The following is a 24262-nucleotide window of genomic DNA, read 5'->3' on the forward strand; positions in this document are numbered from 1 at the left end:
ATATCATAATTTGTGTGTTAATTCTTCGAGTACCACTGTCGCATAAGAACCTTTAGGCAAACTAAAGTGGATTTCGAGCCAATTTTCTTCTTCTTTATAGCGCGATTCTACATCGGTTAAAAATATCCAAGCAAAACGCCGTGAACCATTCATCTGTTTTAAGTACGCTTCTGCCTCACCGTAAATCTTATCATCCAAGACTTTGGCATAGCCCTCTCCTCGCATACTTCTACTTCCGGGAAGCCATCCGGTGAGTGTGATATCATGATCAGAAAAACGCTGTGACTCTTTAGCTACATCCTCACATAAAAATGCTTTCCCGGCAGGGTAATGATGGGCCACGTCCCCTTGAAATAATTTCAAAAATTGTTTTTGGGCACGCAGCATTTTAATCTCATCTTTAGATAAACCAAGCAAATCCATCACTTCGGCATCTTCAAAACTGGATAACGTGTGTGAGATTTGAATACGAGAAGAGAGCCATTGATTGAAAAGATCGCTTTGATACGCGCTGATAAAGAAATTTTTCATTTTCATCCGACGCTCTTTTCGTGTCCCTTCTAAAATCGCTTTCCCAATCGCACTATTGTCGCCAGTTTTTCCAAAACGCTGATAACCAAAATAGTTTGGACATCCCTCTTTCGCCAAGGTTTTGAGTGCATTTTGTAGTTTGAGGGCATCGACTTTATTAACTTTTTTGAGTCGAATAAAAAATCGATTGCCTTTGAGATGTCCCATCCTAATTTTGTTATCATGATAGGTAGTAGAGAGAATCTTTATTTTTTCATCATGAAAATCTTTGAGTTTGGTTTCAAATTTTTTGTGTATTGAGAGGTATTGTGTGGTCATGCCATCTTTGTCTTTTAACCCAGCATAACCAAAATCTCGCACCTTAGCACCACAAACTTCACTCAGTTTTTGAATCATATCCCACGTTGTCATATCTTTTTTACGAACATGCAAGACCAGATGCTCCCCTTGTCCTGAAAATTCATACAATGGAAGTTCGTTGACGACAAAATCATTAGAATTTTTAGTAAATACAACATTGACAGGAGCGTGATTGAGGAAAAATAATCGTTTCATACCAACACGCTCCTTTGTTTTGATACATCATGATTTTTCATAAATTGCTCCTTATTATCACCTATCATCAATATAATTTTGCGACATTATACTGTAAAATTTTATTTTGTTAGAGATTAAGTTAATTTAGAGTAAACTATTATCAAATTATGTATTTATCAAACAAAGGAGTAAAGAGTATGGAGCTTGAACTGAGATTGAGCGTCTTTAGATTTGATGCATCGAGTGATTATCTACCATTTTATAAGAAACATATTATAAAGATAGATAAAAGCAAGACTTTGAACAATTTATTGGCGATCATAAAAGAAGAAGACAGACTATTTGACTACCCGACAGGAAGAAATGCTGCGATTAGCATTGAGGGGAAAAATCTTTTTACAACCACAAAGATATCCGCAATCGTCGAGGCTTTTGGTGAATCGTTCACGCTCTTGCCGATGAGCCAAAAAAGAGCCAAAAAAGATCTCATCGTCAATATGGATGATTTTTATGAAACATTTGATTTGATTGATCCCTTTGTCGCTGCGACTGATAAAAAGATATTTGAAAAACTCGTTATCTATCATTATGCTTCTGATGTTTTTAAATACACCGATGATTTTCAAGGTGATGCACTGTTTCTTTTTGCTCATGAGATGGTCAAAAAATATCCTGATCAAGCACAGCATATCTTTAAGATTATCGATAATGATGAAACAGGCATATGGCTTCATACTAATATCTGCAATAAAGTCTTCCCCTATGATTTTGATGTAGAAAATAAAATCTCTAGTATTCAAGATGAAATAGTAAGAGCAAGGAGCCAAAAGTGAAAAAATACGTCTTATTTGATAATATCATCGATATCAATGCAACAGAACCAATCGCTATATCTACCCGAGAATTACTCAAATTTTTAAAAGTCGAAACACTCACCATCAAAGAGTTGTCACGTGATCTTGGAAGTCATGATATGGGATATGATAAAAAAGGCTTTTATGTTGCCAATGCAAAAAATCTCGCTCTCGCTAACAAAGAAGGTGGCGCTATTATTTGTGCTGAAGATAGTGTATTTCTTTCGATACAACTTACAATCCAAGCGTTGAGAAATGATGCCGCACTCAAATCAGAAATTGACACCCTTTTAAAAGAGCAAGATTTGGAACTCGATTTGGATATTCAAATCAACACCTTAGCAGATTTTCTCGTCGAAGAAATAGGACTATCAAAAATCTCAAAACTCGTTAAAAATAATTTTGGAGCCTTTAATGCCGCCATTTATCTTGGCTCTAGTCAATGTCAACTCAGTCAATTTAGCACACTAGGTTCCTACACGGACATCTTAAAAACTTTGGGAGCCCAATGCATATCCTATGACTTGGCAGACCAAAGTAGTGGATATGAGATTAAAGAAATCAAACAAGAATTGGCTTTTAAAATGTCAGGTAGTTTGATGTTGGATATGTTTGATAATGCTGCTGATTTCGTACTCGTCAATGATGCACGAAGTTTCGTCATGTTTGACCAACACCAAAGAGAACTCGAAAAAACAGTCGGAAGGGAAATCGATTTGAGTATCTTTTCTTTGGCTCAATTGGTACTCTTGGCCTTTGGGGAGACAAATAGAGAAGTTTTGGGTCTTAAATACCATAAAATTCAAACCAAAATAATATAAATAAGACTAATTTAATCCTATTTGTAATATAATGACAATATAAAAACAAAATAAAGGAGTTTTAATGCCAACCATTAATCGTTATGTCGATATCGACACCGTAGAGAGAGAATCAAAAAAAGATTACATCGATAGACACTCACCATTTATTCACTGTGCTAGTGAAGCCAAAAAAGGTGAAATCTTTCAAGTCACTGTAAAAATGGGAAATGAATACACCCACCCTGATGACTTTGATCATTATATTGCTAACATTGCACTATATAATGGCGAAACATTACTAGCAAGAGCAGATTTTGTTGCCGGAACACTCGGTAATGAAAAATCTCATACTGAAGTCACTTTTAATATCAGACCGATGGGAAGAAAACTCAAATTAGTCGCACATGCATACTGTACAAAACACGGACTATGGGAATCTACTCCTGTAGAAGTAGCCGTAACTGAATAATTTTTTATCATGAAGAAGCCTGAATCAAAAGGCCTCTTCATCTCACGCCCACATCCCCTTCTATCACGTCCTAAACTCACTCAATTTATTATTTAATGTCTCTGTCATCGTATTGAGATGTTCTGCTGCACTGGCAATCTCTTCGGTACTTCGTGCATTGTGTGTAGAGATTTCATTGATTTTAGAGACTTGATTAAAGATTTCATCAACATCTTTTTGTGTTTCATTATAACTGTGTTCAATGGAATCAGATGTTTGAGTGGCGGCTTTATTGATAATACTTGCCATATCATTGATAGTAGTCTCAACTTCAGTGGCTCTTGTTGCTAGAGCTTCTACTTTTTTGGAGTTGGTATTCATCTCTTCACTGCTTTGGACAATAGATTGGACAATCACATTAATCGTCGCATTAATCTCAGTGAGTGATTTTTGGGTACGTTCTGCTAATTTTCTCACTTCATCAGCAACCACAGCAAAACCTCTTCCATGCTCACCTGCCCTTGCCGCTTCAATCGCAGCATTTAATGCCAAGAGATTGGTTTGATCAGCAATATCACTAATGACCGTCAAGATATCTTTGACTTGTGTCGCATCATGACTGAGCTGTTGAATCTTAGCGGAGAGTTCTACCTCCATCGCGGCACTTTGTTGAATATCCTTGGCTAAAGCTAAAATAGCACTATTAGCTTCTAACATATTTTGATTGACTTGTTCTAATTCACTCCGTGCTACTTTGGCATCTTGAACGGAGACTTCTAGTTTACTTTTAATCTCTTTGGTTTTATCATTAGCTACATGAGTGGTTTGTGTGGAGTTCTCGACTAATTTCCCAACTTCTAATGCGGTGGAGGAGAGTTCATTGGCAATTGACGAATTCTCATGAGAGATATGTTTGGCTTCATCTGTGATAATACGAACTTTTTCAATAAAATGATTAATCTCAACACTCGCTTGTGCTATCTCATCTTTGCCTTTGACTTCTAGTTTCTTCGTCAAGTCTCCATCACCACTTGAGAGCTCTTTAGCGCGTTTGGTGAGGTTGGAAAGAGGTATAAGAACCGCCTTGTGAATAATCAAGTATAAAATAGCCATGACGATTATATAGGCCACCAAAATAGCAATAATTTGGTTTAATACATTATTCATCGCGCTATCAATCACTGCATTGACAACCTTTTTGTTTTGTCCTACAAGCGCATAAGCGACAGTATTACCACTGAAATCTTTCATAGGAATCGAGACAAAGATATAATTTTTACTCTCCAAGAGTGTATTGTTTTGTCTCAAGTCGATACCTTTGAGTTCATGAAAAAAATTCATATTGGCAGTTTTTTCATCAACGGCCAAGGCATAATCTCCAACTGTGACAGATTTCTTGAGTAGCGTAGCGATATTTAGGTATTGTTTTTTTAGTACAATAAGCACATCTTTTCGTTCCGCAGCACCATCGTGTACAAATGAATTAAATCCTTGCATAAATTCAACAGACCCCAAATAGGTATGGTCTTCGATAATAGGGGCAACCCCTCGCAAGACCAATCCTGCCCGTCCTAATTCTATTGCTACTAATGGTTTTTTTGTCTCTTTAACTTTTACAAGTGTTTTGCGAAACGAAGAGAGATCATCGCCAAATTTATTAGGAGCCCACACCCGTAGCATACTATGAATACTCGAATCGTGAATATGGATTTTGATGTTTTTCAAAGAGGTATTTTTTTTGAACTCTTCTAGCAAATGGGTTAAGCCTTTTTCTGTATATCCCCGAGATCCATCTAGCATCAAAGACGTCACATACTCATTACCACTTAACATAATCGCATTGGTCAGACCAAAGTCTTTTTTCTTTTGATACTCTTTATTGAAAAATATGGTGTATTGTTTCAATTCATCTTTGTAAACCGAAGCTTTTTCGCGTGAGATGGCGTAATAATAATTGACAACTAAAGATACGATAAATACCACAATAAGAATCATTAATGGAAGAAAAATTTTCTTTTTAATGCTCATAGATACATCTCCTGATTTTTTGTATTGAATGGATTTAAAACACCGTATCCAATACTTGATTTTTAAATTTAATATATTCTACTTTTTGTTTCAAAAATCTATTTTCTTCTTGCAGTACGGAGTATTCGCTGGAGAGTTTGCTAATATCTCGACTCGTATAATAAATCTCATTTTTTATATAGATATTAGGTAAAATGACAAGTAATCCCACAAAAATACTCAAATAAACCACCAATAGTAGTTTAAAATCTAGATTTTTTTCTTCGTGTATAGTATCGTCAATTTCATGTAAGAGTTGATCTTTGCCGCGATTTTCATCATATTTTTGCGTCATGATATTTGAAATACTCGCATTTTTGAACTTCGGCTCCTTGGATTGAGATGAATCTCTTCATCCGTTGGAACGATGGGACGTTTGGTCAGTATCTGACCCAGTGAGTGGTCGTTGCCACATGTGCATTTCATAACACCATCGGGGCAAATACAGCTTTTTGAAAACTCTTTGAAGACTCTTTTTACAATCCTATCTTCAAGTGAATGAAATGAAATAATGGTGACCGTACAATCATGTAGCTTGGCCGCTTCAATACTCCCTAATAATTCACCTAATTCTCCCAATTCATCATTTACCTCAATACGAATCGCTTGAAAAATCAGTGTGGCAGGGTGGATACCTTTTTTTGAAGGAAATTTTCTAAAAAGGCTACTCAGCTCTTTAGCACTTTCAATCGGTTTTGTTTTCCGATATTCGCAGATGATTTTAGCAGCTTTTTTAAAATCTCGCACCTCACCGTAATCTCGAAATATCGTCTCCAACTCCTCTTTCGTGTAGTGATTCACCACCTCAAAAGCACTCAATTTGTTGTGAATATTCATCCGCATATCCAAGTTGTCACTTTGAAAACCAAAACCTCTCTCTTCTTGGTCTAATTGCAACGATGAGACGCCAATATCTGCTAAAATACCTCGAATGGGATACGTTTTATATTTGGAGATGATAGTCGAAAATTTTGCATTTTCAAATGTCACACGATCCGCATAAGGTGCCAATCTTTTTTTGCTAAACTGAATCGAAGTGTCATCTTGATCACAGCAAATCAATTGGATGTTTTTGTTTTGTTCTAACAGCGCTTCACTGTGTCCACCATATCCTACGGTGCAATCGATAATATAACCACTTTTTATATCAGAAAAAACTTCTTTGACTTCTGACAAAAGGACAGGGATATGAGGTGATTTCACGTTATTTACCTTTATTTTCTTTATAGTATCATAGCAAATAATGCATTAGAGAGTACTTTACTAACAACTAACGCATCTCAAGTCTCATTTTGATACTGTTCTCATGATAAAAAAGATTAAAAGTACGCTTTTCAAGGTTTCACTGGCTTTTTTATGGCTTAGCGCCCTTGTCCTTAGCGTTATTTAATAACTTTAAAGGTAGAATTATAGCAAATTTATAGTGTTCTTTAAGCACTAACAGAAGGAAGAGAATGATTACTTGGATGCAACACCGCAAAAAGTACTTAGTAATAACCATATGGATTGCCACAATAGCCTTTATTGGTGCTGGTTTTGTTGGCTGGGGCGCTTATGATATGAATACAAACAGAGCCAAATCAGTCGCAAAAGTTGGAAACCGAAATATCAGTGTTGAAGAGTTTCAACAAGCATATGCCAACAATTTTAATTACTACAATCAACAATTAGGCGGAAAACTAACACAAGAAGAAGCCGATAAAATGGGACTTGACAAAGTCGTAATGCAAAATATCATCAATGAAGCGTTGCTTTTAAATTTTGCTAATGACATGGGCTTTATTGTTCTAAAAAAAGATATCGAAAATGCCTTGATTCAAGACAAAAACTTTCAAACTGATGGCGTTTTTGATAAAAATAAATATTACAGTCTTCTCAAAGCACAAAGAATGACGCCAAAAGAGTATGAAAATAGTCTCAAAAAAGAGCTCTTGCTCAATAAACTTCAAGCGGTGTTAAACCTACCTATCTCCAAACAAGAAATCGAGGTTTTTGGGTCATCAATCTTCATGCAAGACAAATTAAATGTCTCTGTATTGTCCATCAATCCACGTGATATTGTTATTAAAACAGAGGCCTTGAAAAAATTCTGGGAACAACATAAACAAGCGTATATGACAAAGAAAAAATACATTCTTGATACTATCAAAGTCGCTCTTGATCCTGCAGCACCAGATACAGAGGCCTTGAAAAAATTCTGGGAAAGCAAAAAATATCTCTACAAAGATAAAGAGGGAAAATTACTCAGTTTTGAAGATGCTAACGCAAAAGTAACGATTGATTTTAAACTCAAAGCAAGTAAACAAAAAGCGCTTGAAACTTACTTGAAACTCAAAAAAGGAGAAATCACCCCTACTGGCACAAAAACAGTATATGACGATGATACAGCGTTTCCATTAAAAACATTACGCGTATTAAACCAAGGACAGGTCATGAAACCAATCGCGATGTCTGATGGTTATTTGATTGCCAAATTAAAACAAGTATTAATGCCAAGAGAGATGACCTTTGAAGAAGCAAACGCACAAGTGACTAAAGATTATCGACAAACACTGCTAAAATCTGAATTAGAAAAAAAGGCAACTGCGAGACTTGACCTCTTTAATGGACAAAATACTGGTTTTGTTAGTAGAGACTCACAAGTGTCTATAAATGGCCTCAACAGCACGCAGAGCAGTCAATTCATCAATTTTATTTTTGATCAAGCACAAACAAAAGGTTATAAAGTTTTTGGTAATAAAGTAGCAATGTATCGAGTTTTGGAACAAAAGTTGCTTAATCAAGAGAAGTTAAAGTTATATAAAAATATAATAACAAACAGTATAACACAAAACAAAAAAGCGGAACTCTACAAGAATTTGTTAGCAACGCTTAGAACCATGTACAAGACAGAACAGTATTATAAAGGAAAGTAGTTGAGCACAACAATATTAGGTATTGATATCGGATCCACTAAAATTTGCGCAATCATAGCAGAAAAGAATAGTGATGGCGATATCAAAATCCTAGGAGCCGGCATTGCAAAATCTCAAGGCTTAAAAAAAGGGATTATTACAAATATAGATCTCGCTTCCAACTCCATAAAAAATGCCTTAAATGATGCCAAAAGAGTAGCGGGAACTCAGTATGAAACTGTCATCGTCTCGATTTCAGGCGCTTACACAAAAAGCGTCGAGAGTACTGGAGTGGTCAATATACCCAATCATGATATCGGAATCAAAGAGATTAGCAGAGCGATGCAGATGGCTGATCACAACGCAAATATTCCTAACGAATATGAAAAACTCCACATCTTGCCATTTAATTTCAAAGTAGATGATCAAGAATTTATTGACGACCCACTTGGTATGAATGGATCACGCCTTGAAGTACATGCCCATATTATCACCGTACAAAAATCTTCCATCAGCAATCTCGCCAAAGCAGCAAAATTAGCCGGTGTGAAAATCGACAATATCGTACTATCGGGTTATGCCTCAGCCATTGCAGTAGTCAATGAAGATGAAAGAGAATTGGGCGTTGTCGTCATTGATATGGGTGGCGCAACATGTGATATGATTATTCATGCGGGTAATTCACTCCGATATAATGATTATCTAGGAGTGGGTTCTAACAACATCACCAATGATCTCTCCACCGCACTTCACACGCCACTAACAGCGGCTGAAAAGATGAAAATAAAATATGGCACTTTAGATAATAATTCCAGCGAACTCATAGAACTTCCGGTAATCGGAGATGATGGTTCCACACATGAAGTTTCACTAGATATTATCTCAAATGTTATCTATGTCAGAGTTGAAGAGACATTGATGATACTGGCTAAGATGTTAGAAGACAGCGGCTATAAAGACCAAGTTGGCGCGGGTATCGTGCTAACAGGTGGGCTCACAAAAATTGCCAACATCAGAGAATTAGCCACAGCTATCTTTGATAATCTACCGACAAGAGTCGCCAAGCCAAGAGAGATGGATGGCTTATTTGAAACACTTCGAGATCCAAGCTATTCAACAGCACTAGGATTGGTATTATATGGTGGTGGTCATTTTACACCATACGAAATTGATTCAAATAAAAATCTAAGATACAAAGATGAAATCATTGACTCAGAAAAAAATATACAAAATGTACTATTTGAAGAAGAGCCTGAGGTCATCAAAAAAAGTGATGAAATGTTGAGTGCAAAAGACAAACTGGCAAATATCGCCAAAATCAATGAAAAAAATGAAAAAAATGGTTTCTTTACTAGTTTATGGAACCGATTAACACAACTATTTTAAGAGGAGCAAAGATATGAGCGGCTTTAGCATAGAAGAATCAAAATACACATACGGGGCAAAAATAAAAGTAATAGGTGTCGGTGGTGGTGGCGGTAATATGATTAACCACATGGTCCGCGAAGGCATCGGTGGTATTGACTTAATTGCAGCCAATACAGACGCTCAGGCACTCGATAGCTCATTAGCAACAATCAAAATACAATTGGGTGAAAAAAAGACAAAAGGACTCGGTGCGGGTATGATTCCTGAAGTCGGCAAAGAGTCTGCACTAGAGAGTTATGAAGAAATCAAAAGTGCTTTGGAAAACTCAGATATTGTTTTTATTGCCTCTGGATTTGGTGGTGGTACGGGAACCGGCGCAGCTCCTATCATAGCGCAAGCAGCCAAAGAGATGGGTGCATTGACCGTTTCAGTAGTCACAAGACCATTTATGTTCGAAGGAAAAAGAAGAGCAAAACTCGCTGAAATTGGTCTCGGAGAGCTCAAAAAAGAGAGTGATTCAATCGTAGTGATTCCAAATGATAAATTACTCTCTATCGTTGATAAAAGCCTCGGAATAAAAGACAGTTTTAAAATCGTTGATGATGTGTTGAGCCGTGCAGTCAGTGGGATGAGTTTAGTTGTGTTATCATCCGGACAAAGCGATATTAATCTGGATTTTGCCGACGTTCAAACCGTCATGAGTCATCGCGGTATGGCACTTATGGGTGTGGGTGAGTGTACAGGAGAAGGATCCGCAGTAGAAGCCATCAAAAGTGCCATCGAATCTCCTCTTCTTGATAATATGTCTATAGATGGCGCGTTGGGTGTATTGGTACATTTCCACATATCTCCAAATTGCCCTATTTCTGACATCAGTGATGCCATGAGTATCGTACATGAAAGTGCAGATGAAGATGCTGATGTCATCTTTGGAACGACTACGGATGAAAAGATGGAAGACAATAGAGTCAAAGTGACTATCGTGGCCACAGGTTTTGATAGTAAATTAGAAGAAACAAAAGAATTAAAATTACTTGATCCAACACAAGAAGCAATCAAAAAAGAACGTATCAATAGAATGAAAAAAGTCAGTGGTGGGTATGAAAGCCAAGAAGACTATTTAGAAATACCAACCTATATCCGTCATCAAATGGATTAAAACCAATCAAAGGGAGTGTCACGCTCCCTTATGATCACCCTTCCAATAAAAATCCTCGATCAAAATCAGAATAATCCTTATAAAATGTTGCTTTGGCATTCAAAGTGTGTAGATAATTTGTAATTTTTTCTCTTTGGTCATATCCCATCTCACAAGCCAAAAGTGCAATCTTTCGCTTATGTGCAATGTCAATAATCTCTTTCAATATCTCATCGCCCTCTTCTCCGCCAAATAAAGCAAGAGAGGGTTCATAAGAGAGATTTTTGTCTAAAATAGCATCTTTTTTGATATAAGGAGGATTTGAAACAAGCACATCAATGGGCACATTCACATCATCAAGTAAATGACCATGCACGAAGGTAATGTTCTGACTCACACCATGTTTTATGGCATTGATTTGCGCCACTTCAAGAGCCTCTTTTGAAAGATCCACGGCAATCAAACGTGCTTGTGGTAAAAAATGTGCTAGCATGATCGAGATAATCCCACTACCCGTACCGATTTCAGCGATGGTAAGGCTCTGGTGCTCCTTTACCCAACCGAGTACGTGATCCACTAAGAGTTCGGTTTCAGGACGGGGTATCAAGACACGCTCATCTACATAAAATTCACGCGAATAAAAAGAGGCTTGCTTTAAGATATATTCTAAAGGTACAGATTTTTTTCTTTGTTCAATATGGTCTAAAAAATCTTGAGGTGTTTCGATTGTATCATCATCATGAGCCATAATCCACAGCAATTCTTTGCCTAAAGCATGCGAGAGCATCGTGCGTACCTCTTTTTGAGGATTCTCGCAGATGCCTTGCAATACTTGTGATGCTTCAGCAATCATCTCTTTTATTCGTGGCAATGCTCTTCCATAAAACGCTTATCTTCATTCACATCAACACCCAAATGTTTGAGTCGCGTAACCAATGGTGGATGTGTAAAATATAATGCAATCGTGAGGGGATGAGAATAAGGAAAACTTTTGTTGGCATCTGCCAATTTCATCAAAGCAGACGCCAGTGCTTCTTTGCTTTCACACTCACTTCCATAAGCATCCGCTGCATACTCATTTTTACGGCTAAGAAAACTAAAAAATGGCATAAAGAGAAACGAAAGCACCGGAGAAAAAAGCAAGAAAAAGACCAATGTCATGTAGCTTCCATTGCTTACCCCTAATTGCAAAAAGATATCACTAGGAAGATTTCCAAATATCGCGAACATAATCAATAACATCAAGCCACTAGAGAAAATATTTTTGATAATATCTTTATGTTTAAAATGTCCCAGTTCATGACCTAAAACCGCCAAAAGTTCTGTTTTGTCGAGTTTGGCAATCAACGTATCAAAAAGCACGACGCGCTTTGACTTACCCAACCCTCCAAAATACGCATTCAATCGATTGTCTCTTTTGCTCGCATCCAAACTAAAAACGCCACTACTTTTCAAACCGGCTTTTTGCAGCAGTGCTTCGATAGCGTTTTTGAGATCTTCATCTTGCAATGGCGTAAATTTGTTGAACAATGGAGCAATCCATGTCGGATAGACCATATTAATAAACAGAAGAATTAAAAATACTACTCCAAATCCCCAAATCCACCAATTTGGCAATACTAAAATGATCCAAGACAATAGCGCAATAACCAGTGAACCAAAGACTAAAAAGAGCACAGATGCTTTGAGTTGGTCCATCAAATACATTTTAAAATCCATATTTGAAAAACCAAATTTTTTATCCAAAGAAAAGGTTTTGTACCAATCAAAAGGCAGACCTAAGAAATAATTAATCGCGATAAATAGATCCACAAATACAACCGCATGTAGAATCTCATTATCAATCACAATGGCGCGATCTAAAAAATTCAATCCAAAATCAAACCACCAAAAGAAAATTAGCAAATCATAAAGAATTTGAAGCAACTCCATTTTTGTAGTGGCGATTTTGTAATTTCCTGCCTTTATAAAATTACTAGCACTTAAAATGACCGGCTGTGCCCTTTTTGCTTTTAGCACAAAACCAATCTCCATCACGGCGGCGTAAAATCGCACCAACGCATATACTGTATATATCAAACTAATCCAAATTAACATCAAAGATACCTTGTTTTTTACGCAATTGTAGCAAAAATGTGTTAAAAAGAGATTGATTCTGTCTTAATTTATTTTAATTTGCACACATCCACCCAGCGCAGCGCTCCAGAAATCTCATACAATTGATCATGTGTTAATTTAATCGCAGAATTAGAACTCCCACATGCAGGATAAATAAAATCGTACTGTTTTAATGAAACATCAAGATAAATATCTACATCCTCATTCACACCAAAAGGACACACGCCACCCACATCATGACCAATTAATGTACCGACTTGATCAAATGAAAGCATTTTGGCTTTGGTGCCAAATTCTTGTTTATATTTTTTGTTATCAATCTTCACTTCACCACTGGTCACCACTAAAATTGCTCGATCATTAAGCATAAAAGAGAGGGATTTTGCTATCCGTGATTCTTCAGTTCCTAACGCTTTGGCGGCGAGTTCCACCGTGGCACTTGATACGTCAAATTCTATAATATCTTTCTCTTTGTTCCATCCTTGTAAATGAGCGCGTGCTTGTTCTATCCCCAAAGTAATCTCCTTTATTTGTTGTTCTGAATGTTTTTATTTTATCAAAAATATTGTAAAAAGAGAATTTTAGATAAAATATCACCTCTAAAACTTTGATATAGGAATCACATTGGCATTATTAGATATTTTGGAAGTTAGCAAATCATACGAATCACAACAGATACTGAACAAAGTCAGCCTCTCCATCAACAAAGGAGAACGCATTTGTATCATCGGTAAAAACGGTGGTGGCAAGTCGACCCTGATGAAAATCATCAACGGTACCTTAGACGTTGATGAGGGCCGACGTATTATCCAAAATCAAATTAAAGTCGATATGCTAGACCAAACCCCTCTTTTTGAAGAGAATCTTAGTGTCAAAGAGACAATTGCACAGGGACTCAAAGAGTTGATTGATGCCAAAGCAGAATATGAAACAACCCTGCAACGCTTATCTCAAGATTTTGAAAATCCGGAACTTTTAAAAAAACAGGATGAATTATTGAGCTTTTTGGATGCTCATGATGCTTGGAGTTTAGATGATAAAGTCGAGCGTGTTTTGCAAAAACTCAATCTCAAAGAGTATGAAGACACCAATATCAATCTTCTCAGCGGTGGAGAACAGCGACGCGTCACCTTGGCGGGATTGATACTCAAAAAACCCGATATTTTACTCTTAGATGAGCCGACTAACCATCTTGATGTTTATATGGTTGAATTTTTAGAAGAGATGCTTATCAAAGAACAATTTACCTTGGTTTTTATCTCTCATGATCGTTATTTTATTGACAATCTGGCCACAAAAACACTCGAAATTGATAACACCAAGCTTCTCTCTTTTAGCGGAGGGTATCAAGATTATCTACGAGCCAAAGAGTTACTATTACACTCCATGAACCAAGAGCATGAAAATTTACTCAAACTCCTTAAAAGAGAAGAAGCATGGCTAAGGCGTGGTGTCAAAGCCAGACTCAAACGAAATGAAGGCAGAAAACAGAGAGTTTTTGATCTCAAAGAAAAAGCCAAGACCAATCCAGCGGCCATCAATAAAATCAAACTAGAACTCGAGCGCGAACAAAAAAACTTCAATCAAAGTGCTTCTGTCAATAAACAAAAAATGCTTTTTGAGATGTATGATATTTGCAAAACGCTTGGACATAAGAGACTCATCGAAAATTTTTCAACGCGTATTTTACAAAAAGACAGAATCGCCATCGTAGGGAAAAATGGCTCAGGCAAATCAACGTTTTTGAAGATTTTGCTCCAAGATATCCCCATTGATAGTGGGATTTTAAAGATGGGAGAGTTAAAAATCGGCTACTTTGACCAACAACGAGAGATGCTCGATGATACTAAAGATATCCTAGAGACCTTCTGCCCAAATGGAGGTGATCGCATCGATGTAAAGGGTCGTAATCTGCATGTTTTTGGATATTTGAAAAATTTCCTCTTTCCCAAAGAGCATCTCAACAAAAAAATCGGCGTCTTAAGTGGTGGGGAAAAGAATCGAATCGCACTGGCACTTCTGTTTACTAAAGAGGTCGATTGTCTCATCCTCGATGAGCCGACTAACGACTTAGATATCCCAACTATTAATATTTTAGAAGAGTATATTCTAAACTTTCAAGGAGCCGTGATTTTTGTCAGTCATGATCGCTACTTTGTCGATAAAATTGCCAAAAAACTTTTTATTTTCAAAGGCGATGGCGTTATTGAAGAGAGTTTTCAAGAATACAGTGAATATCTCAGTATCGAAAAAGAGATTGCCTCCTTAGACCAATGGAGCACTGAAGAAAAAAAAGAGAGTGGCAAAAAGGACAAAACACAGAATCAGCGTCCTTCAAAACTCAGCTATAAAGAGAAGCAAGATTATGAAACCTTGCCAAAACAAATCGAAATTTTAGAAGATGAGATTAAAAGCATCAATGCCTGTTTACAAGACCCAAAATGCTATGAAACGATTAGTTTTGCAGAAGTCAGTCAAGAACTCAGTAAAAAAGAACAACAATTAGAGATCATGATAGAACGTTTTTTAGAATTAGAAGAAAAGGCCGAAGCCTTCTCTTGATATCTTAATGTAAAAAGTGTCGGGTACCACTAAAATAAAGTGCCATTTTGTGTTCATTAGCCGCTTGGATGACCTCATCATCACGGATACTGCCACCGGGTTCGATGATAGATTTGACGCCCGCTTGTGCTGCGGCATCAATACTATCTCGAAATGGGAAAAATGCTTCGCTCGCCATCGCGCAACCGGTGACATCTAGGCCTAAATCTTTGGCTTTTAACAGTGCACATTTAGCCGCATCCACACGACTAGTCATCCCCATACCGATGCCAACCATCGCAGCATCTTTGACATAAACGACACAATTTGATTTTGTCAAAGAAGCAACTTTGTAAGCAATCTCAAGATCATGCATCTCATGAGCACTCGCAGTACGTTCGCTCACGCATTTTGATTTTTCAACCTCATCGTTTGCAACGCGATCGCTATTTTGATACACAAATCCGCCATCAACATGCTTGAAATCATACGCATCTTCATTTTGGACAAGATATTTACTCTCTTGTGTGAAGATTTTGATACGTTTTTTAGAAGCAAATACTTCCAGTGCATCCGCATCAACATTGGCCGCGATAATCACCTCGACAAAAATCTCATTGATTTTATTGGCCAATGCGACATCCAAAGTACCATTGATAGCAACCACACCACCATAAGCAGAAATCGGGTCACATTGTAATGCTTTCGTATAAGAATCCAACACATTTGCTCCAATTGCAAAACCACAAGGATTGGCATGTTTGATGATAGAAACTGCCGGTGCTTCCCCAAAAGAGGCTGCGATTTTAAGCGCCCCATTGATATCGGTTAAGTTATTAAAACTTGCCTCGCCTTTGAGGGTTTTAAAATTATTACTAAAGAAGTAATCAAACTCATACAAAGCGCCTTTTTGATGTGGATTTTCGCCATATCTTGTATCAAATGCTTTTGAGCCCACGATAAATTGCTGTGCCCCAAAACCATCATGAAATTTTTTGTTCATGTAGTTGGCAATCATACTATCATATGCTGCGGTATGTTCAAACGCTTTGATCATAAAATCACGTCTGAAATCGACATCATTTTTGCCCTCTTTTATCGCTTCAATCACACGATCATAATCATTGACATCAGTCACAATCAAGACATCATTGAAGTTTTTAGCAGCACTTCGTACCATCGCTGGACCGCCAATATCGATATTTTCAATAATCTCATCAAAATCATCGGTTTTTGTTATCGTCTCTTTAAAAGGATAAAGATTGACACACACCAAATCAATCCCTTTGATATCATGTTCTTGTGCCATTTGGACATGAGATTCAAGATCTCTACGATGCAAAATTCCTCCGTGAATGTAAGGGTTTAGAGTTTTTACCCTACCATCAAACATCTCAGGAAATTTTGTCACTTCGCTGATTTCAATCGCTTGAATTCCTGCCTCTTTTAAAAGTCTAAAAGTCCCACCTGTTGACACGATTTCGTAACCTAAAGATTCTAACTCTTTAGCAAACGAAGCGATGCCCTCTTTGTCGCTGACGCTAATCAATGCTCTCATTGTAATCCTTATTTTATATTAAAGCGTTTATTATATAATAACGCAGTTTTAATAAGGATAAAAAAATGACCGGCTTTGACCAACAAATCAATAGAATAGATACTAATTGCGAAAAATGGAATAAATATAAAGACCAAGATATCATCCCAGCTTGGGTTGCTGATATGGATTTTCAATCCCCTCCTTCACTTATCCAAGCACTCACAGAAAGAGTCGAACATGGAATATTTGGTTATACAGGCATGGACGATGCTACGATTGAAGCGACGATTGCTTTTGTAAAAAGACAACACAATTGGGACATTAAAAAAGAGTGGATTGTGTGGACTCATGGTGTGGTTGTGAGCATGAACCTCGTATGTCGTATGCTCGCAGCAGATGAAGAGGTCATCACCACAACACCTATCTATCCACACTTTGTCAAAGCACCTCATAATGCGAAGAAAACACTCACACAAGTACCCTTGAAAAATATCGATAACCGATGGACCATCGATTTTGATACCTTTGAATCATCGATTACGCCCTCATGCAAACTCATGTTACTGTGCAACCCTTATAATCCAGGGGGTACGGTCTTTACACGAGAGGAATTAGAGCGTTTGAGTGCGATATGTATTGCTCATGATCTCATAATTTGCTCTGATGAAATTCACGCAGACCTCGTCATCAATCCTGCGGCAAAACATATTCCGATTGCGTCACTAAACTCAGATATCCAAAAGAGAAGTATCACGCTCATGGCACCTAGTAAGACTTTTAATATCGCAGGACTTCAAAGTTCTTTTGTTATTATCCCAGACAAAGAACTCAGAGTGCGTTTTCAAAAAGAACTCAGAGGACTTGGCGGAGATATCAATGTGCTAGCCATCACTGCTACCCGTGTGGCTTATCAAGATGGCGATACGTGGTTGGCAGATTTAAAATCTTATCTTTTAGAAAACTTCAAAATGATTCAAGCATTTGTCGAACACAATAAAAATCTAAAAATGCTCCATCATGATGCCACATTTTTAGCATGGATTGATTGCTCACAACTCAATACGCCCCATCCTTATGAACTCTTTTTGAAATACGGTGTAGGGCTTAGTGATGGCTCGGGATTTGGAGACAAAAATTTTGTCAGACTGAATTTTGGAACGGATAAAAAAACATTAACACAAATCTTATCGCGAATGCAACACGCTCTAAATTCCCTAAAATAGAATTCTAATGTGCCGCTTCGCTTCTCACATAAAAGAATAAAATATCCATTTCTTGTTGGGTCAAGAAATAGGTTGGCATGACTTTATGTGTGCTGCGAAGTGCCTCAAAAAATACCTCTTTTTTCAAATCATTGATCGGAGGTGCCTTCAAGACGCGCGGTTTGCCTTTGACTTTATAATGAGCGATAATCTTACCCTCGCCTTTTTTACCGTGACATTCATCGCATCCGATGCCTCTTGGGTTCACATAAAGCATCTTGGCATACTCCATTTTTGTGATAAAATCTTCGCCAAAAACAGACACACACAATAAAAAAACCAGAAAAAATATTCTCATAACACTCACTTTATCAACTATTTAATACTAATTTGTTATGATACTGAATATTTATTAAAAGAGAGTAAAAAGTCCATGAAGATTTTAGATGGTAAAGCATTATCTAGTAAAATACGAGCCCAAATCAAAGATGAAATCGATGATTTGAAAAAGAGCAATATCACTCCCGGTCTTGCTGTTATTTTGGTAGGAGACAATCCTGCGAGTAAGACGTATGTTGGCATGAAAGAAAAAGCCTGTGAAGAGACAGGAGTCTATTCTATCGTTCATAAAATGCCCAATTCTATCTCCCAAGAAAAGATTCTTGAAACCATTAAGATGATCAATGAAAATGACAATATTGATGGGGTATTAGTCCAATTGCCACTCCCAAAACAGATTGATACAGAGAAGATTTTGGAATCTCTCAATCCTGATAAAGATGTTGATGGGTTTCATCCTTTTAATGTCGGTAGATTGGTGGCTGGACTTGATAGTTTCGTGCCATGTACACCACTGGGGGTCATGCGACTTTTGGAAGAGTATCACATCAATGTCCAAGGCTTAGATGTCTGTATTGTCGGGGCGAGTAATATCGTCGGCAAACCGATGATGAATCTGATGCTCAACGCCGGTGCGACGGTCGATATCTGCCATATTTTTACAAAAAACCTCAAAGACCATACAAGCAAAGCTGATATCGTGGTTGTGGGCGTCGGCAAAGCCGGACTCATTACAGAAGATATGGTAAAAGAAGGGGCGATTGTGATTGATATTGGTATTAACCGACTTGAAAATGGTAAATTAGTCGGTGATGTTGATTATGATGCTACCGCACCAAAATGCTCTTATATTACACCCGTACCTGGTGGCGTGGGTCCGATGACCATTGCGATGCTACTACGCAATACCCTCAAAGCTGCGAAAAAAAGAAAAGGATCATCTATTGAATCATGAGATACAACATAAGACAACAGCTTCTGTGAATATACGTCAAAGCAGAGGAATCACACAATGAGCAAATTAAAAAAACTTTATAAATTTTCAAACAGTTGGACGGGTACGGTTATTATCGTATTACTTGTCATATTTTTTGTAGCACAAGCTTTTGTAATCCCAAGTGGTAGTATGAAAAACACCCTCCTCATAGGGGATCATCTTTTTGTCAAAAAATTCTCTTATGGTGTGCCGGTGCCACATATTCCTTGGATTGAGGTTCCCGTATTGCCAGATTTTAGAGGCAATGGTCACTTAATCGATGCAGAGGGTCCACGACGTGGTGATATTGTCGTCTTTAGATATCCTAAAAATGTCAAAGTACATTATGTCAAACGTTGTGTTGCCTTAGGTGGCGATGAGATACTCTATGCCAATAAAACGCTCTATCTCAGATTTCATGAAGGCGATGCATACATGCAAAAAAACTACCCGAATCAAATCGTATCCTTAGGCGGAAAAATCTGGGTAAAAAACCCCTATCTCAAGAAATATCCGGGTATTCATTATGACCCTACGGTCAATATCTTTCAACAAATGGGTCTCTATATGGGCGTGAATCAACTGGCCATGCAGCCAGCTCTCATCCCTGAGCTTCCTAAAAAAGATGGACTTCTTTATAATGCCTTTTACAAAAAAGTACCCAAAAATGAATACTTCATGATGGGTGATAATCGTGACCATTCAAATGATAGTAGATTTTGGGGTAGTGTCCCTTATTCTCTTGTGGTAGGAAAACCTTGGTTTATCTACTTTTCTTGGGACAAAGATTATAAAATACGTTGGAATCGCATTGGTAGATTTATCAATAGTATGCAACTTGATAAGAGTTTTTTAAATGACAAATGAAGAATATATCAATATTATCACTAAAATATTAGCCCTCATGATCGCCATCATCGGTCATGAGATTATGCATGGATATGTGGCGTATCGCTATGGGGATAATACCGCCAAAAATGCGGGACGTCTGAGTATCAATCCCATCAAGCATGTCGATTTAGTCGGTACCATCATCTTACCAGCACTGCTGTTTGTCTCCCATGCACCCTTTTTATTTGGTTGGGCCAAACCGGTTCCTATCAATATGCGAGAGGTCATGAATAATGGCGGTTACAAAGCGGCGATTTTCGTCTCATTGGCGGGTATTGCTTATAACTTTACATTGGCAATTGCGGCAACGGTGATTTTGAGTCAATTGAGCACACCAGAAACTATATTTGGTATCTTTTTCGCGTATTTGATGATTCAAACGATGATTTATAATGTGGTGTTAGGAGTCTTTAATCTCTACCCGATTCCACCTCTTGATGGCTCACATGCGCTCGCATATTTGGCGGCATCAAAAGGGTGGTATGGTATTATGAGATTTTTTGATTCGATTCAACGATATGGCATCATTATCTTGCTTCTATTTATCGCCACACCGCTTTCAAATTACTTTTTTGCCCCGATTGGGTATATTATCAATTATCTTATGAAGCTAGTGTAATCTCTTACACTAGCGCTTCAAACATATCTTTGGTCACAAGATGCAACTCTTGCGCGCCATCAATCGGAGCAAAGATTCCTAAATCTTTATAAAAATCAATCAACGGTGCAGTTTGCGCATGATAGGCTTCGAGTCTATTTTTGACCGTATCAACATTGTCATCTTTTCTAATAATCAAAGCATCCCCACAATAATCACAAACATCTTCCTTCTTTGGCGGATTGAATTGAACGTGAAAAGAAGCACCACATTTTGGACACACTCTTCTGCCTGCGATTCGCTCGATAATTTGACTATCAGGAACATCAAAAGAGAGTACTTTATCTAATTTTTTGCCACTGTCATCTAATAATTTTTGCAAGGCTTGTGCTTGCTTTAAAGTTCGTGGAAAACCATCAAGTACAAAACCGTTGGCACAATCATCTTGTGCTAATCGATCTTGGATGATTCCTATTATTGTCGAGTCTGGGACTAATTTACCTGCGTCCATATACTTTTTTGCTTCCATACCCATGGCGGTTTCATCTGCGATGGCCGCTCGTAATATGTCTCCGGTTGAGATTTGTGGAATATTGTATCGCTCGGTTAAAAATTTAGCTTGCGTTCCTTTTCCGGCTCCGGGTGCACCAAATACCATAAGATTCATATAATCTTCTCCTCTAAATTGTTTCACATATGATATAGTATTTTATTTTAATAAAACCTTTTTATAATAATCCTTATGGTATAATCTCTAAAATTAATTTAGAAGAGAGAAAACGTGAAATTTTTTATAGCAACAGATCATGCGGGTGTTGCAATCAAACCCGACATTATCAAAATATTACAAAATATGGGGCATGACGTCATCGATTTAGGCCCTATGGATGACAGTCGGGTAGATTATCCCGATTATGCTCATAAACTGTGTTTGGAAGTCTTAGCGGACACCCAAGGGGCACACGGTATCTTGATTTGTGGTACGGGTATTGGTATGAGTTTGAGTGCCAATAAGCATGTAGGAATCCGAGCAGCATTGTGTCATGATGCCTATACCGCATCCATGTCACGCGCTCATAATGATGCCAATGTGTTGTGCTTTGGCCAACGCGTTGTCGGACTTGGTGTTGCAGAATCTATACTTCAAGCCTGGTGTGAAACACCGTTTGAAGGTGGACGACATGCCACGAGAGTTGAAAAGATAGAGCTTTAAGCATGACAACTTGGCTTATAACAACCATCCTCTCATCCCTATGTATCTATTTGCTTATTATGGTTTTTTATTACAAAACCTTGCTCAAAAAAGAGAAGCAAGGTAGTGTGTTTATCAAAGAAACTTTAGGGGATGCAGAAGTTGTTATCAGAAAGTACCAAGTTCAACTTCAACGATCATTAGGAAATATGGATATCTTAAGTGATGAACTGAGCAAAGTCAAAAATGATTTAAAATCACTAAGAGCCAGAAATTCACAATATCGGATGGAGAGCGATAAACTAAGAGATAAGATAAAAGAGCTTGAAAGTAAAATCGAGGCACTCCTCTAATGTCCACCCTTATCGCCTACTCTTCCGTATTATTCATCACCGCGATATTTTTATATATCAAAGTAAAACTTTTTAAATAAAGGTTAGAATATGAAAAAACTCAGCCAAAAAGAAAAAGATTTTTTATTGCATTCAATTCGCACAGTAGAAAATTTTCCAAAACCCGGTATCAGCTTTAAAGACATCAGCACCCTTTTGGGGAATGAGAAAGCATTTGGCTTTTTGATGGACCATCTTGTTGATCGATATGAGAGTATGGACATCGACTATATTGCGGGTATTGAGAGTCGGGGCTTTATCTTTGGCGCAGCCCTTGCAGCGAGACTTCATAGCAAATTTGTACCCATAAGAAAACCAGGAAAACTTCCCTATACTACCATCAGTGAAAAATACTCTTTGGAATATGGAGTTGACGAAGTACAGATTCATATCGATGCATTTGAGTGTGACAAAACCAAACCCAATGTCTTGTTGATTGATGATTTGATTGCCACAGGTGGCACAGCCAACGCTTCGGTCAATCTTATCAATAAAGCGGGTGCTACTTGTATTGAGAGTTGTTTTATCATCAATCTTAAATCACTTTGTGGTGATGCTGAGATTAGAAAAACTACGCCGGTCTATTCGGTATTGGAGATTGATTAATGTACATACCAAAAGCGTCAAAATATGACCCAGATAGCGATGGGCATTTCGGAAACTTCGAAAACGATGGATTTTCCTATGGTGGTAGATACGTCCCTGAAACGCTGATGCCTGCCTTGCTTGAATTAGATGCTGCTTACAAAGAAGTGCGATTTGATCAAGATTTTTGGAAAGAAGTGAATTATTATCTGAGTGAATATGTAGGCAGACCCTCGCCACTTTTTTATGCGGAAAATCTCTCCAAAGAATTAAACGCAACCATCTACCTCAAACGAGAAGATCTCAATCATACGGGCGCTCACAAAGTCAACAATACCATCGCGCAAGGCTTACTGGCAAAACGACTTGGCAAAAAGCGCGTCATCGCAGAAACAGGAGCAGGACAGCATGGTGTTGCCACAGCTACCGTTGCGGCACTTTTAGGTTTGGAATGTGATGTCTTTATGGGTGAACTTGATGTGCAAAGACAAGAATTGAATGTCTTTAGGATGAAACTCTTAGGCGCGCGTGTCCACTCCGTCAAAAGCGGGAGTCGTACACTAAAAGATGCCATGAATGAAGCCATCAGATATTGGGTCACCAATGCACGTGATACCTTCTATATCATCGGCACTGTTGCCGGCCCGCATCCTTATCCTATGATGGTGCGAGATTTTCAATCAATCATTGGATATGAAGCCAAAGCGCAAATTCTCAAAAAAGAGGGAAAACTTCCTGATTTTGTCATCGCTTGTATTGGCGGAGGAAGCAATGCTATTGGTATTTTTAACCACTTTTTAGAGGATGCCTCTGTCACATGCATAGGCATAGAAGCGGGTGGTATGGGAATAGACACCCAAGAACACGGATGCAGTTTAGCCAAAGGAAAACCAGGCGTGCTTCATGGACAGATGAGTTATTTACTACAAGATGAAGATGGACAAGTACAAGAAGCTTACTCCATCTCAGCCGGACTTGATTATCCCGGCATTGGACCAGAACATGCGTATTTGAAAGATATCAAAAAAGCGCGATATGAAAATATTACCGACCAAGAAGCACTGGATGCTTTTGTATGGCTCAGCCAAAAAGAGGGAATTATTCCTGCATTTGAGAGTGCTCATGCTATCGCGTATCTTAAAAAAATGAAACAAGAAGAGTTAGACAACAAACTTATCATCATAAATCTATCCGGCAGAGGCGATAAAGATATGATACAAGCCAAATCCATACTCAAATTTTAACAGG

At 37.8% G+C, this 24262-nt stretch carries 24 protein-coding genes and 1 pseudogene; 15 read left to right on the top strand and 10 right to left on the bottom strand.

The features are described from left to right. Positions 1-3: 3 nt before the first annotated feature. Complete coding sequence (gene truD, locus SFB89_RS07160) at positions 4-1086, bottom strand: tRNA pseudouridine(13) synthase TruD (protein ID WP_331773998.1); 1083 nt, start codon at positions 1084-1086, stop codon at positions 4-6. Positions 1087-1265: 179 nt separating this feature from the next. On the opposite strand from truD, the gene SFB89_RS07165 reads away from it, so the two are divergent. The 3 genes from SFB89_RS07165 to SFB89_RS07175 all read left to right on the top strand — a co-directional run bounded on the left by SFB89_RS07165 (position 1266) and on the right by SFB89_RS07175 (position 3194). After that, complete coding sequence (locus tag SFB89_RS07165) at positions 1266-1901, top strand: DUF5644 domain-containing protein (RefSeq protein WP_331773999.1); 636 nt, start codon at positions 1266-1268, stop codon at positions 1899-1901. Continuing rightward, positions 1898-2743, top strand: coding sequence for an HdrB C-terminal domain-containing protein (locus SFB89_RS07170; protein WP_331774000.1), 846 nt, complete (start codon positions 1898-1900; stop codon positions 2741-2743). Before SFB89_RS07165 ends, SFB89_RS07170 begins: the two co-directional genes overlap by 4 nt. A gap of 64 nt (positions 2744-2807) precedes the next feature. Continuing rightward, positions 2808-3194: a class II SORL domain-containing protein gene (locus tag SFB89_RS07175; RefSeq protein ID WP_331774001.1), complete on the top strand. Its 387-nt coding sequence runs from the start codon at positions 2808-2810 to the stop codon at positions 3192-3194. 63 nt (positions 3195-3257) lie between these two features. Here the strand turns inward: SFB89_RS07175 and SFB89_RS07180 are convergent. From SFB89_RS07180 to rsmH, 3 genes and pseudogenes are all read right to left on the bottom strand, one after another. Further along, positions 3258-5039 (bottom strand): annotated as a pseudogene (locus SFB89_RS07180) (methyl-accepting chemotaxis protein); the annotation flags it as partial. Positions 5040-5235: 196 nt separating this feature from the next. Continuing rightward, positions 5236-5535 carry a hypothetical protein gene (locus SFB89_RS07185; RefSeq protein WP_331774003.1) on the bottom strand — a complete coding sequence of 100 codons (300 nt, stop codon included), beginning with the start codon at positions 5533-5535 and terminating at the stop codon, positions 5236-5238. Beyond that, positions 5532-6443 (bottom strand): 16S rRNA (cytosine(1402)-N(4))-methyltransferase RsmH, encoded by a 912-nt coding sequence (rsmH, locus tag SFB89_RS07190; RefSeq protein ID WP_331774004.1) that lies wholly within the window; start codon positions 6441-6443, stop codon positions 5532-5534. The genes SFB89_RS07185 and rsmH overlap by 4 nt, the downstream gene beginning before the upstream one ends. A 251-nt stretch (positions 6444-6694) precedes the next feature. On the opposite strand from rsmH, the gene SFB89_RS07195 reads away from it, so the two are divergent. From SFB89_RS07195 to ftsZ, 3 genes are read left to right on the top strand one after another with little or no spacing between them, the layout of a single operon-like run. Further along, positions 6695-8155: a peptidylprolyl isomerase gene (locus tag SFB89_RS07195; protein ID WP_331774005.1), complete on the top strand. Its 1461-nt coding sequence runs from the start codon at positions 6695-6697 to the stop codon at positions 8153-8155. Then, positions 8156-9520 carry a cell division protein FtsA gene (ftsA, locus tag SFB89_RS07200; RefSeq protein ID WP_331774006.1) on the top strand — a complete coding sequence of 455 codons (1365 nt, stop codon included), beginning with the start codon at positions 8156-8158 and terminating at the stop codon, positions 9518-9520. It begins immediately after the preceding gene. A gap of 13 nt (positions 9521-9533) precedes the next feature. Continuing rightward, on the top strand, positions 9534-10661 hold the full coding sequence (gene ftsZ, locus SFB89_RS07205) for a cell division protein FtsZ (protein ID WP_331774007.1): 1128 nt from the start codon (positions 9534-9536) through the stop codon (positions 10659-10661). A gap of 34 nt (positions 10662-10695) precedes the next feature. On the opposite strand, the gene prmC is transcribed toward ftsZ, so the two are convergent. The 3 genes from prmC to SFB89_RS07220 all read right to left on the bottom strand — a co-directional run bounded on the left by prmC (position 10696) and on the right by SFB89_RS07220 (position 13273). Next, a complete protein-coding gene (prmC, locus tag SFB89_RS07210; RefSeq protein WP_331774008.1) occupies positions 10696-11511 on the bottom strand; it encodes a peptide chain release factor N(5)-glutamine methyltransferase in 816 nt (271 codons plus the stop codon). Next, positions 11499-12737, bottom strand: coding sequence for a M48 family metallopeptidase (locus tag SFB89_RS07215; RefSeq protein WP_331774009.1), 1239 nt, complete (start codon positions 12735-12737; stop codon positions 11499-11501). The genes prmC and SFB89_RS07215 overlap by 13 nt, the downstream gene beginning before the upstream one ends. A 68-nt stretch (positions 12738-12805) precedes the next feature. Continuing rightward, on the bottom strand, positions 12806-13273 hold the full coding sequence (locus SFB89_RS07220) for a YbaK/EbsC family protein (protein ID WP_331774010.1): 468 nt from the start codon (positions 13271-13273) through the stop codon (positions 12806-12808). Between the two features lie 109 nt (positions 13274-13382). Here SFB89_RS07220 and abc-f point away from each other — a divergent pair, with 109 nt between their 5' ends. Beyond that, the gene (abc-f, locus tag SFB89_RS07225; protein WP_331774011.1) at positions 13383-15320 is read left to right on the top strand and encodes a ribosomal protection-like ABC-F family protein; all 1938 of its coding nucleotides are present in this window, start codon (positions 13383-13385) and stop codon (positions 15318-15320) included. A gap of 4 nt (positions 15321-15324) precedes the next feature. Here abc-f and purH read toward each other — a convergent pair whose 3' ends face one another. Further along, positions 15325-16857, bottom strand: a complete 1533-nt coding sequence (gene purH, locus SFB89_RS07230; RefSeq protein ID WP_331774012.1) for a bifunctional phosphoribosylaminoimidazolecarboxamide formyltransferase/IMP cyclohydrolase — start codon at positions 16855-16857, stop codon at positions 15325-15327. 65 nt (positions 16858-16922) lie between these two features. On the opposite strand from purH, the gene SFB89_RS07235 reads away from it, so the two are divergent. After that, the gene (locus SFB89_RS07235; protein WP_331774013.1) at positions 16923-18062 is read left to right on the top strand and encodes a MalY/PatB family protein; all 1140 of its coding nucleotides are present in this window, start codon (positions 16923-16925) and stop codon (positions 18060-18062) included. A gap of 4 nt (positions 18063-18066) precedes the next feature. On the opposite strand, the gene SFB89_RS07240 is transcribed toward SFB89_RS07235, so the two are convergent. Then, entirely contained in the window at positions 18067-18399 is a 333-nt protein-coding gene (locus SFB89_RS07240) for a c-type cytochrome (protein WP_331774014.1), read from the bottom strand. Positions 18400-18474: 75 nt separating this feature from the next. Between SFB89_RS07240 and folD the strand changes: the two genes are divergently transcribed. From folD to SFB89_RS07255, 3 genes are read left to right on the top strand one after another with little or no spacing between them, the layout of a single operon-like run. Next, positions 18475-19335 (top strand): bifunctional methylenetetrahydrofolate dehydrogenase/methenyltetrahydrofolate cyclohydrolase FolD, encoded by an 861-nt coding sequence (gene folD, locus SFB89_RS07245; protein WP_331774015.1) that lies wholly within the window; start codon positions 18475-18477, stop codon positions 19333-19335. Positions 19336-19392: 57 nt separating this feature from the next. After that, positions 19393-20223, top strand: a complete 831-nt coding sequence (gene lepB, locus SFB89_RS07250) for a signal peptidase I (protein ID WP_331774016.1) — start codon at positions 19393-19395, stop codon at positions 20221-20223. Beyond that, a complete protein-coding gene (locus SFB89_RS07255) occupies positions 20213-20866 on the top strand; it encodes a site-2 protease family protein (RefSeq protein ID WP_331774017.1) in 654 nt (217 codons plus the stop codon). Before lepB ends, SFB89_RS07255 begins: the two co-directional genes overlap by 11 nt. 4 nt (positions 20867-20870) lie before the next feature. Here the strand turns inward: SFB89_RS07255 and SFB89_RS07260 are convergent, their stop codons facing one another. Continuing rightward, positions 20871-21512 (bottom strand): adenylate kinase, encoded by a 642-nt coding sequence (locus SFB89_RS07260; RefSeq protein ID WP_331774018.1) that lies wholly within the window; start codon positions 21510-21512, stop codon positions 20871-20873. Positions 21513-21626: 114 nt separating this feature from the next. On the opposite strand from SFB89_RS07260, the gene rpiB reads away from it, so the two are divergent. The 4 genes from rpiB to trpB all read left to right on the top strand — a co-directional run bounded on the left by rpiB (position 21627) and on the right by trpB (position 24258). Beyond that, positions 21627-22058, top strand: coding sequence for a ribose 5-phosphate isomerase B (gene rpiB, locus SFB89_RS07265; RefSeq protein ID WP_331774019.1), 432 nt, complete (start codon positions 21627-21629; stop codon positions 22056-22058). A gap of 2 nt (positions 22059-22060) precedes the next feature. Then, the gene (locus SFB89_RS07270) at positions 22061-22390 is read left to right on the top strand and encodes a hypothetical protein (protein ID WP_331774020.1); all 330 of its coding nucleotides are present in this window, start codon (positions 22061-22063) and stop codon (positions 22388-22390) included. Between the two features lie 90 nt (positions 22391-22480). Beyond that, a complete protein-coding gene (locus SFB89_RS07275) occupies positions 22481-23035 on the top strand; it encodes an adenine phosphoribosyltransferase (protein WP_331774021.1) in 555 nt (184 codons plus the stop codon). Then, positions 23035-24258 carry a tryptophan synthase subunit beta gene (gene trpB, locus SFB89_RS07280; RefSeq protein WP_331774022.1) on the top strand — a complete coding sequence of 408 codons (1224 nt, stop codon included), beginning with the start codon at positions 23035-23037 and terminating at the stop codon, positions 24256-24258. The genes SFB89_RS07275 and trpB overlap by 1 nt, the downstream gene beginning before the upstream one ends. Positions 24259-24262 lie beyond the last annotated feature (4 nt).

It is taken from the genome of Sulfurospirillum sp. 1612 (assembly GCF_036556685.1).
In the GTDB taxonomy this organism is placed as follows: Bacteria; Campylobacterota; Campylobacteria; order Campylobacterales; family Sulfurospirillaceae; genus JAADIZ01.

Excerpts from the sequence above, each read along its gene's own strand:
- truD (WP_331773998.1), bottom strand. The coding sequence starts at position 1,086 with ATGAAACGATTATTTTTCCTCAATCACGCTCCTGTCAATGTTGTATTT.
- SFB89_RS07165 (WP_331773999.1), top strand. The coding sequence starts at position 1,266 with ATGGAGCTTGAACTGAGATTGAGCGTCTTTAGATTTGATGCATCGAGT.
- SFB89_RS07175 (WP_331774001.1), top strand. The coding sequence starts at position 2,808 with ATGCCAACCATTAATCGTTATGTCGATATCGACACCGTAGAGAGAGAA.
- SFB89_RS07185 (WP_331774003.1), bottom strand. The coding sequence starts at position 5,535 with ATGACGCAAAAATATGATGAAAATCGCGGCAAAGATCAACTCTTACAT.
- SFB89_RS07195 (WP_331774005.1), top strand. The coding sequence starts at position 6,695 with ATGATTACTTGGATGCAACACCGCAAAAAGTACTTAGTAATAACCATA.
- ftsZ (WP_331774007.1), top strand. The coding sequence starts at position 9,534 with ATGAGCGGCTTTAGCATAGAAGAATCAAAATACACATACGGGGCAAAA.
- SFB89_RS07215 (WP_331774009.1), bottom strand. The coding sequence starts at position 12,737 with ATGTTAATTTGGATTAGTTTGATATATACAGTATATGCGTTGGTGCGA.
- purH (WP_331774012.1), bottom strand. The coding sequence starts at position 16,857 with ATGAGAGCATTGATTAGCGTCAGCGACAAAGAGGGCATCGCTTCGTTT.
- SFB89_RS07235 (WP_331774013.1), top strand. The coding sequence starts at position 16,923 with ATGACCGGCTTTGACCAACAAATCAATAGAATAGATACTAATTGCGAA.
- SFB89_RS07240 (WP_331774014.1), bottom strand. The coding sequence starts at position 18,399 with ATGAGAATATTTTTTCTGGTTTTTTTATTGTGTGTGTCTGTTTTTGGC.
- folD (WP_331774015.1), top strand. The coding sequence starts at position 18,475 with ATGAAGATTTTAGATGGTAAAGCATTATCTAGTAAAATACGAGCCCAA.
- lepB (WP_331774016.1), top strand. The coding sequence starts at position 19,393 with ATGAGCAAATTAAAAAAACTTTATAAATTTTCAAACAGTTGGACGGGT.
- SFB89_RS07255 (WP_331774017.1), top strand. The coding sequence starts at position 20,213 with ATGACAAATGAAGAATATATCAATATTATCACTAAAATATTAGCCCTC.
- SFB89_RS07260 (WP_331774018.1), bottom strand. The coding sequence starts at position 21,512 with ATGAATCTTATGGTATTTGGTGCACCCGGAGCCGGAAAAGGAACGCAA.
- SFB89_RS07270 (WP_331774020.1), top strand. The coding sequence starts at position 22,061 with ATGACAACTTGGCTTATAACAACCATCCTCTCATCCCTATGTATCTAT.
- SFB89_RS07275 (WP_331774021.1), top strand. The coding sequence starts at position 22,481 with ATGAAAAAACTCAGCCAAAAAGAAAAAGATTTTTTATTGCATTCAATT.
- trpB (WP_331774022.1), top strand. The coding sequence starts at position 23,035 with ATGTACATACCAAAAGCGTCAAAATATGACCCAGATAGCGATGGGCAT.